Source organism: Antrihabitans spumae (genome assembly GCF_043944905.1).
GTDB lineage: Bacteria > Actinomycetota > Actinomycetes > Mycobacteriales > Mycobacteriaceae > Antrihabitans > Antrihabitans spumae.
The window spans coordinates 1-512 of sequence record NZ_JBIMSN010000194.1 but is presented as its reverse complement, the minus strand read 5'-3'; the positions used below and the strand labels follow the sequence as shown (position 1 = coordinate 512).

Annotated in this window: 1 pseudogene; it reads right to left on the bottom strand. The window is 64.6% G+C overall.

What is annotated here, in order from left to right:
- Positions 1–512, bottom strand: a pseudogene (locus ACHIRB_RS31195) (IS21 family transposase); the annotation flags it as partial.

Genomic DNA, 512 nt, shown 5'->3' with positions numbered 1-512 from the left:
CTTGGTTGACAACAGGTTTCAGATTGTCGGGGATGATCACCGCGAACACGCCGCCGAAGAACCCCCACGCCGCCTCGCAGCCGGCGATCACCGCCGTCAGCGTCTGCGAGAACGTCAACCACACGAACTGGTGCCGGGAGTAGACCGCGGTGAAGATCAACGCGTGCACCTTCCGCCGCCGACCGGTATCCGGATCGTCGAGCATCCCCATGTAGGCGAAGTCGAGTTGGCACTCCACACCCGGGTCGCCGTCGACAACCCGCACCGTCGTCTCCCTCGATCCGAAACCGCAACGCTCCGTAGCGAATCGGTGCAACGTCCGGTACGGAACCGTACAGCCCTGCCGGGTCAGCAAGATCTCGATCTTCGTCACCGACAACGGTTTCGTCTCACCGTCGCCGTTCACCCACGCACGGATCTGTTCCTCGAACGGCACCAACGCCTCCCACGCCGCGCCATGACCGGCCGGGCGTGCCGGTCGTACCGTTTCCAGGACCGCGCCGACCAACTCG